The sequence below is a fragment of the Halomonas sp. 707D4 genome (genome assembly GCF_024158685.1).
In the GTDB taxonomy this organism is placed as follows: domain Bacteria; phylum Pseudomonadota; class Gammaproteobacteria; order Pseudomonadales; family Halomonadaceae; genus Vreelandella.
In genome coordinates this window covers 1-8,624 of sequence record NZ_JAMZBD010000093.1, presented here as the reverse complement: position 1 = coordinate 8,624, position 8,624 = coordinate 1, and the positions used below count along the sequence as shown (strand labels likewise).

Sequence of the window (8,624 nt, the reverse complement as noted above, 5' to 3'; positions counted from 1 at the left end):
CGAAGCGCCGCGAGTAGGAGAGCTGATCCAGGATCAGCTCTCCTACTCGCGGCGCTTCGAGCAGGAAGCCGACCGGGTGGGACTGCAGGCCATGGCGAACGCCGGCTACGACCCGCAAGCGATGGTGCGCATGTTCGCCGCCATGCAGCGCATGGCGCGCCTGCAGGGCGGCGCGCCGCCGGAGTTTCTGCTCACCCACCCGGTCTCGGACAGCCGCCTGAGCGACGCCCAGGGTCGCGCCGCCCAGCTCGCCGTGGCGGACAGTTACCAAAGCGACACGCTCTATGACCTGATGCGCGCCCGGGCGCTGTTGAGCATCTACCACAACGACCCGGGCCAGGCGCGCTCGCGGCTCGCCCAGGGCGGCGCCGACGAAGCCGCCCAGCGCTACCTGGACGCCCTGATCGCGGCGCGCAGCGGCCAGGTGGACACTGCGCTGCAGGCGCTCGACCAGCTGGCCGCCGAGAACCCGGATTACGCGATGCTTCCCGCCTCCGCCGCCGAAGTGGCGCTGCAGGCCAACCGGACCGACGACGCCATCGACCGCGCCCGGCGCTGGCTGCGCTTCATGCCCAACTACCTGCCCGCCCAGCTGATCCTGGCCGAGGCACAGCTGCAGCGCGACCCACAGGCGGCGTTCGACGCGCTGCGCCGCGTGACCGACCGCTACCCGGAGAACCCGCAGGGTTTCAACCTGCTGGCGACCGCTGCCGGTCGCAGCGGCCACGACGGCTGGGGGCATCTGGCCCAGGCGGAGTACCTGCAGTTGACCGGGCGGGTCGATCGCGGCATCCAGCAGCTCGCCATCGCCAAGAGCGCCGCCCAGCAGGAGAACGATACCTCGCTCGTCGCGTTGATCGACCAGCGCCGCGAGGCCTTCGTGGATTATCGCGAGGCGCTCTCCTCGTTCAACTAGCCGCCTACCGGGCGTTGAAGGCGAGCATCCGCTCCAGCGGTACCAGCGCCTGGCGGCGCAGCGTCTCGTCGACGTGGATTTCGCCCGTGCCCTCGCGCAGGGCGAGTGCCGCGTTATCCAGCGCATTCATCGCCATCCACGGGCAGTGAGCACAGCTTCGACAGGTCGCGCCGCGCCCGGCGGTGGGCGCCTCGAACAGCTGCTTGTGCGGCACGGCCTGCTGCATCTTGAAGAAGATGCCTCGGTCGGTGGCGACGATCATCTTCTTCTGGGGCAGCGTCTGGGCGGCCTTGATGAGCTGCGAGGTCGACCCCACCATGTCGGCAAGCGCCACCACCGCTGCGGGCGACTCCGGGTGCACCAGCACCGCCGCCTCCGGATGGAGACGCTTGAGATCCTCGATACCGCGGGCCTTGAACTCCTCGTGAACGATGCAGGCGCCATCCCACAGCAGCATGTCGGCACCGGTCTTCTGCTGGATGTAGCCGCCCAGGTGCTTGTCCGGCGCCCAGAGGATCTTCTCGCCCCTGGTCTTGAGGTGCTCGATCACGTCCACCGCGATGGAGGAGGTCACCACCCAGTCGGCGCGCGCCTTCACTGCTGCCGAGGTATTGGCGTAGACCACCACCGTGCGCTCCGGGTGCTGGTCGCAGAACGCGCTGAACGCCGCCTCCGGGCAACCCAGATCCAGCGAGCAGGTCGCCTCGAGCGTGGGCATCAGCACGCGCTTTTCCGGCGAGAGGATCTTCGCCGTCTCGCCCATGAAGCGTACGCCGGCCACCAGCAAGGTGGTCGCCGGGTGACGCGCGCCGAAGCGGGCCATCTCCAGCGAATCCGCCACGCAGCCGCCGGTCTCCTCGGCAAGCTGTTGCAGGGCATCGTCGGTGTAATAGTGGGCGATGAGCACGGCGTTGCGCGCTTTCAAGAGTGCCTTGATCTCGTCGCGGCGCGCCTGGTCGTTGACGGTCAGGCTGGAAGGACGATACGGAGTCGGCCGCGCCGCTGGCGGGGCCTCGAGAGTGATTGCAGTCATTGTGTCTACCACGGTGACAGGCAGGGAATCCCCCCGCCGAACACTGAGCGGCGCTTGGCGCCGCGCTCGACGCCCGCGTCTTTCGCTGGCGCCGCCGGCTAGGGCCGACACGCTGATTGTGGTCTCACGGCACGGGGGGCGCAAGAAAAATGCACCGCCCACGCCAAAGCACCCCGGCAGAGACTGCCGGGGTGCTGGAATTGGTGGGTCGTGTAGGATTCGAACCTACGACCAATTGATTAAAAGTCAACTGCTCTACCAACTGAGCTAACGACCCGAATTGCCTGAGGCAATTGGCGTTCGATTCTTTGGGGCCGACGCGCGCCATGAGCGGTGTCGGTGGTGGGTCGTGTAGGATTCGAACCTACGACCAATTGATTAAAAGTCAACTGCTCTACCAACTGAGCTAACGACCCCCTCGAACGGATGCATATAGTACGGATGCACGATGGCTTTGGCAACCTTTTTTTGGCTTTTCCGTATCATAGGCGTTCAGCGTTCGCGCAGCGCCTCTCGGGCCAGGCTGATGGGCTTGACCAGATAGTCGAAGACGGTCTTGCTGCCGGTGCGAATGTCCACCGTGGCCACCATGCCCGGCACGATGGGATAACGCGTGCCGTTTTCGCTGAACAGCGCATCACGCTCGGTCAGGATGATCACCCGGTAGTAGAAGACGTCCGGCTGAGTTTCGTCCTGCAGGGTGTCCGGCGAGATCAACACCACCTCCCCCTCCAGTGCGCCGAAGCTTGCATGATCGTAGGCGGTGATTTTCACGCTGGCGGGCTGGCCCGGGTAGATGAAGGCGATGTCGCGAGGGGAGATGCGCGCCTCGATGCGCAGCTGATCGTCGAGCGGCACGATCGCCATCAGTCGCCCGTTGGGCGGTATCACCCCGCCGGTGGTGGTGACCTCGATGTCCTTGACGATGCCGCGTACCGGCGAGCGCAGCGTGAGCCGCGTGAGAGTGTCCGAACGCCCGCGGATGACCGACGACAGCGCCTCGACTTCCGCCTTCGCCGTGGAGAGCTCCTCGCGGGCGAGAATCAGGTACTCGGAGCGAATGTCCGCCGCCTGGAGCGCAAGCTCCGTGGCCTGGCGCTGCAGCCGCAGCACCTCGACGTTGCTGGCCGCGCCGACCTCCATCAGCGAGCGGGTGATGCCGAGCTCCTCGCGCACCAGGGCGAGCGATTCGTTGACCCCGGCCAGCGACTGCTCGAGGCCTCGGCGGCGGGTCTGGTACAAGAGCCGCTCCAGTTCGACGAGCTCCGTGTAGTCGTCGAGCTCGGCCGGGAAGACCAGTTCGACATCGTTGACCTCGGCCTCGAGCCGGGCGACCTGGGCCAGCGCGGCGCGGCGGCGAACGGCGCTCTCCTCGACGTTCGACTGGCTCTGGGTCGGGTCGAGCTGGGCGAGTATCTGTCCCGACTCGACGATGTCACCTTCGCGCACGCGCAGATCCGCCAGGATCCCCCCTTCGAGCGACTGGACGACCTGCTCGCGCGAGGTAGGAATGACGCGCCCGCTACCCGTCGAGACCTCGACCAGCTCGGCGAAATAGGCCCAGATACCGAGCCCCAGCAGGATGGCGAAGCACAGCCATACTACGCGCCCGGAGCGTATCACCCGGGCCTCGTCCGCGTCCGGCTCGAAGCGCTTTTCGTCCTCGTCGAGATCGAGCACCCGCGTATCGCGGCCAGGCTCACCGGTCTTGCGCGCAGGAGCCGCCGGCAGCGCTCCCTCCTCGCGACGACGCGCGCTCATGCTCGCCCGCTCCGTTGGGGACGCTGTGACAGCCGCGCCATGACCGCCTCCTTGGTATCGTCCATCGCGATGCGCCCCTGATCGACCACGACGATACGCTCGACCAGCGCCAGCACGCTGAGGCGATGCGTGGCGACGACGAGCGTCCGCTCGGACAGCCACCCCTTCAGGCGCTCGATGACCCACTTTTCGCTCGCCTCGTCGAGCGAGGCCGTCGGCTCGTCGAGCAGCACGACGCGCGGGTCACGCAGCACCAGCCGCGCCAGCAAGAGCGCCTGTTTCTGCCCGCCAGACAGCCCCACTCCGCCCTCAAGCACGACATGATCGAGCCCATGGGAGAGCTTGCGCACCAGCGTATGGGCGCCGCTCGTCTTCAGCGCGTCGAGCAGCGCCTGATCCGACGCGCCGGGGGCGCCGAGCAGCAGGTTGTCGCGCAGCGTGCCGTGGAACAGTCGCGAGGTCTGGCTGAGCAGCGCCACGTCGCGGCGCACGTCCGCCGGATCGATATGGGCCAGGCGCACGCCATCGAGCAGCACCTCGCCGGCGGCGGGCTCGAGCTGCCCGGAGAGCGCCTGCAACAGCGTGGACTTGCCCGCGCCGTTGCGCCCCAGCAGCGCGATGCGCTCGCCGGGCTCAAGCTCCAGCCGGGTCACGTCGAGCGCCGGCGTCTTCTCCTCGCCGCCGTAGGAGAAGCTCGCGCGATCGAAGACGTAGTGGCCATCGAGCGCGGCGCGCTGCAGGCGCGTGGTGCCCGAGGCGTCGTCCACCGGCTGCCTCATGATGCCATCGAGGCTTTGGGTCGCCACCTTCGCCTGCTGCCACTTGCTGAGCACCTGGGTCAGCTGGGTCATGGGCGCCATCATGCGCGAGGCGAGAATCGAGGCGGCGACCAGCGAGCCGGTGGTCAAGTCGCCCTCCATGACGGCGAAGGCGCCGAAGAACACCACGGTCGCGAACACGCCGGACTGTACCGTCTGGCTCCAGGCACCCAGCGAATTGGTCACGTAGCGAAGACGCAGGTTCATGTCCGCGATGACCGCGTTGTAGTGATTCCACTGATCCTGGAACCGCGCCTCGGCCTGCAGCGTCTTGATGTCCTCGATCCCCTGGACGCTCTCCACCAGCATGGCACTTCTAAGCGACGACTCGCGCATCGAGTCGTTGGCCAGCCGACGCAGCCGGCGCTGGACCAGAAGCCCCGGCACCACCATCAGCAGCAGCGCGCCGATGGGCACCAGCACCAGTTCGCCGGCGATGTACCAGAACACCACGCAGAACAGGATGAAGAACGGCATGTCCGCGAAGGCGGTCACGGTGGTCGAGGTGAACAGCTCGCGCACGTACTCGAGCTCGCGAATCTGGGCGATGAAGGTGCCCGTCGACTTGGGCCGTGCGGTGTTCTTGATGCGCAGCGCGTGACCGAAGACCCGGTCCGAAGCGCGCAGGTCCGCACGCTTGCCCAGCAAGTCGGTGATGCGAACCCGCGTGCGGCGCATGAGGAAATCGAACACCAGCGCCAGCAGCACGCCGCCGAAGAGCACGTACAGGGTAGGCACCGACTCCGCCGGGATGACCCGGTCGTACACCTGGCGCGAGAAGATCACGCCGGCCAGCGCCAGCGTATTGGCGACCAGCGAGGCCAGCATGACGTGGCCGTAGGGCTTCCAGTCGCGCAGCACGATCTTGCGCAGCCAGTGCTTCTCGAAGGGCTTGATGTACTCGTCGACCCGCGCGTCCGGCGCGGCCTTGGCCGGACGCAGCACGACCGCCACGGCGACGCCCTCGACAAGCGTCTTCTGGTCGATCCGGCTGGCAAGGCCCTGGTCGCCGCTGTAAACGATGCCCAGAGCCCCTTCGGCGTCGATGCTTTGCAGCACCGCGACCTGACCATCGTGAAACTGCACCACCATCGGCAGCCGCCAGGGCGTCAGGCGGCGCGCCTCGAGCCGCTCGGTCCTGAAGGTCAGCCCCAGTTGACGGGCAAGCCCGCGCAGCACGTCACTGACAGGCCGGTCACGGCGCCAGGCGGCAGCGATTTTGGCATGCTCGTCGGAGTAATCGAGCCGATAGTGCCTGGCGATGGCGACCAGCGCCTCGATCCAGCCCTCGAAGGCCGACGCGTGGCCTGGATCGGTGTTGGCATTCTCGGGTGTTTCCAACCGGGCCTGGGCAGCGCGTGAGTGGTGGGTCACGGCATCCCCCGGCTCGCCGTTTCGGCGAGGTTGAAAGCGTCCCGAATGTCCGCCGCGCTGTACAGGCATTCGATCTGCAGGCGATAGAGGTCGAAGCGCGTGTTCTCCTGGTCGAAGCGGGACTGATGGATCTCCTGCTCGGCGTTGAGAAGATCGAGCAGCGAGCGCGTGCCGAGTGACAGGTATTGCTGGCGGTAGAGCTCCTGAGTAGCCTCGATGCTGCGCACGCGGGCGTCCAGCGTTTGCAGGCGCTGACCGAAACTGACGGTTTGCTGCTTGGCCTGGCGCAGGTTGCGCGACAGCGACAGATAGGCGCTGTCGCGCGCGGCACGGCTGGCTTCCAGGCCGTAGTCGGCAGCACGGCGCTGAGCGCTGGTCGCCCCGCCCTGGTAGAGGTTGCTGGTCAGGTTGAGCTGGACGGTGAATTCGGAATCATCCTCCACCAGGTCGCTATTGAGGAACTGGTTGAAGCCGGCATCGACGGAGGCCGTGGGGTAGAAGGCTGCCTGGGCCTGCTCGATGCGCGCGCGCGCCTCGGCCTGTTGGGCGGTCGCCACCAAAAGCTCCGGCGCGTCGTCGAAAGTTTCTGCGGCGTTGGCACAGGCCTGCCTCAGCGGCGCGGGAAAAGTGCGCTCGACGCTGACCGCTCCTCCGGCGCCGACCAGCGAGCCGAGCGTATCCTGCCAGGTACGAAGCTCCGCCTCAAGCTGCTGACGGGTGGCGGCAGCGGCTTCGAGCCGTGACTGCGCCTGGATCTCGTCGGAGCGGGTGCTGGCACCCAGCGCCGAGCGCCGCTCGGCCAGTTCGCGCAGCTCGCTGATGCCTTCGATCTGCGCCTGAGCGATCTCCATCAGGGTCAAGAAGCGCTGGACCTCGATCACCGCCTGCGCGGTATCACGCGCGAGCTGATCCACCGCTAGCCACACGCGAGCCTGGTCGCGGTCGACACCGTACCGCGCGGCCTCGACCTGACTCGAGACGTTGCCGAAATCGTAGAGCATCTGCGAAGCACTGACCGTGAAGGCGTCTTCGGAGCGCCCGGTGGCGCTGCGGTGCTCGATGGAGAATCCTGCTCCTACCTGCGGGTAATAGCCTGCCTTGGCGACATTGACCTGCTCGCTTTGCTGGTAAAGGCGCCCCCGCGCCTCGACGATGGAAGGATGCCAGGCATGGGCGCGACGCACCGCCTCTTCCATGCTCAGCGTTTGGTCTTCCCTAGCCTCGAACATCTCGAACGTGCGAGCACCAGAGGTAGTGGAGAAACCCTCCCCCCCCACTGGCGCACTGCCCGTCTGAGCCAACGTTGCGATATTTCCCGTCAAGACATAACTTGCGAAGCCCACCAGCCAGGTCATCTTTTTCATTCATTCTCCAGATGAGCGCTTATATGTTTTAGTTATCTATCAATATTGCCAATCTCGGTTGGCTTTAAATTCGCTCCGGGACGACGTCGAACGTAACGTCAACGCCACTCTTTTTTTTAGTCGTTATGTGAGCCGCATCTCATTTACAACGTAGCTTATTTATAGAACATCACGGGTTTTTTATAATCTTGTTCATTGGTCGCATCAGTCATCGTTGGATAAACGTTTCTCTTTAACGGTCAATACGCCAACGGCATGTTGGCCAATAAAGGGGATTGATTAGTTTTACCAAGAAAAGCCAACTACCGGATTGCGTTAAACGAGATCCGGTAGTTGGCTGATTACGTCACTACATCATTATTACATCAAAGCATTTGCTGCTGTTCGAACTCGCTGTTGAGCACGTCCCTCTCCGATACGTTGAGTTCCACCACGGTGTCGCTAGACTCGATCGGATCGCTTTCCGCCTCCAGGGCACTATCAACCGGCATCGATTCCGCCTCGCTCTGATCGTCGATCAACTCGGCGATCTCCTCCTCCTGCAACGACACCTCGAAGGGTGAGGGCGACTGCAGAAGCTCCTCGACCAACTCTATTCCGGCGCCGGACGCTATAGACCCGCCCTCATCGTCTCCCCCCAACGGCACCGATTCGCCCAGCTCGCCGTTATCCGCCATGGAGAATACTGCGTCCTGCCCTTCGTCGGACAACGCCAATCCGAAGATAGGGGAGCCAGGAAGCAGCCCGCCCAGTATCGACCCCAGCAGCCCACCGTCACCAATCAATCCCCCGACCAGGCTGTCCTCCCCCAGAAGGCTATCTAGCAAGCCGCCGTCATCGCTCACCACCGCGAGCACGCTAGTCAACGCTCCGTCCTCACCAAGTAGGCCACTAAGCAACCGGTCAAGCTCTTCGGCCACGGCATCGGATCCACTGAGGCCACCTCCTGACAGCAACCCGTTCTCACCGAACAGATCGCCCATCAAGCCCTCTCCGCCGAGCACGCTGGCCAGGAGGTTGGCCGCCGGCTCTTCATCCAGGGTCGCAGGCAGTTGTCTCGCCAGAAGGCCCTGTTCACCCAGCAGGCTCTCCACGAGCCCACTCTCTCCCAAAAGGCTGTCCAGAAGCCCGGTGGCATCGCTCTCACCGATCACGGCTCCATCCAGCAAGCCACTCAATAGCCCTTGGGGCCCGGCCACATTCGCCAGAATACTGCCGACTAGCCCAGTGTCTCCCAGCAGGCCGCCAGTACCACCGAACAGGTCCGCCTCGCCGAGTCCGCCAAGCAGGCCATCGGGGGCGGTCAGAGGCGCAAGAACAGTCGTGACCAGTCCACCTTCGCCCAGCAAGTTGTCGAA

Annotated in this window: 6 protein-coding genes and 2 tRNA genes; 1 reads left to right on the top strand and 7 read right to left on the bottom strand. The window is 65.2% G+C overall.

The features are described from left to right. Nucleotides 1-916: M48 family metalloprotease (locus BIS11_RS06030; RefSeq protein ID WP_253585821.1), on the top strand; the 916-nt coding region annotated here is incomplete at its 5' end. Nucleotides 917-920: 4 nt separating this feature from the next. Here BIS11_RS06030 and nadA read toward each other — a convergent pair. The 7 genes from nadA to BIS11_RS05995 all read right to left on the bottom strand — a co-directional run. After that, a complete protein-coding gene (nadA, locus tag BIS11_RS06025) occupies nt 921-1,949 on the bottom strand; it encodes a quinolinate synthase NadA (RefSeq protein ID WP_253420912.1) in 1,029 nt (342 codons plus the stop codon). A 201-nt stretch (nt 1,950-2,150) separates the two neighbouring features. Beyond that, a tRNA-Lys gene (locus BIS11_RS06020) sits at nt 2,151-2,226 on the bottom strand. A gap of 63 nt (nt 2,227-2,289) precedes the next feature. Next, nucleotides 2,290-2,365: transfer RNA gene (locus BIS11_RS06015), tRNA-Lys, on the bottom strand. A 76-nt stretch (nt 2,366-2,441) separates the two neighbouring features. Further along, nucleotides 2,442-3,710: an HlyD family efflux transporter periplasmic adaptor subunit gene (locus BIS11_RS06010; RefSeq protein ID WP_253420910.1), complete on the bottom strand. Its 1,269-nt coding sequence runs from the start codon at nt 3,708-3,710 to the stop codon at nt 2,442-2,444. Beyond that, nucleotides 3,707-5,902: a type I secretion system permease/ATPase gene (locus tag BIS11_RS06005; RefSeq protein ID WP_253420908.1), complete on the bottom strand. Its 2,196-nt coding sequence runs from the start codon at nt 5,900-5,902 to the stop codon at nt 3,707-3,709. The genes BIS11_RS06010 and BIS11_RS06005 overlap by 4 nt, the downstream gene beginning before the upstream one ends. Beyond that, nucleotides 5,899-7,266, bottom strand: a complete 1,368-nt coding sequence (locus BIS11_RS06000) for a TolC family outer membrane protein (protein ID WP_253420906.1) — start codon at nt 7,264-7,266, stop codon at nt 5,899-5,901. The genes BIS11_RS06005 and BIS11_RS06000 overlap by 4 nt, the downstream gene beginning before the upstream one ends. 365 nt (nt 7,267-7,631) lie before the next feature. Further along, the coding region (locus tag BIS11_RS05995; RefSeq protein WP_253420947.1) for a hypothetical protein at nt 7,632-8,624 on the bottom strand (993 nt) is incomplete at its 5' end.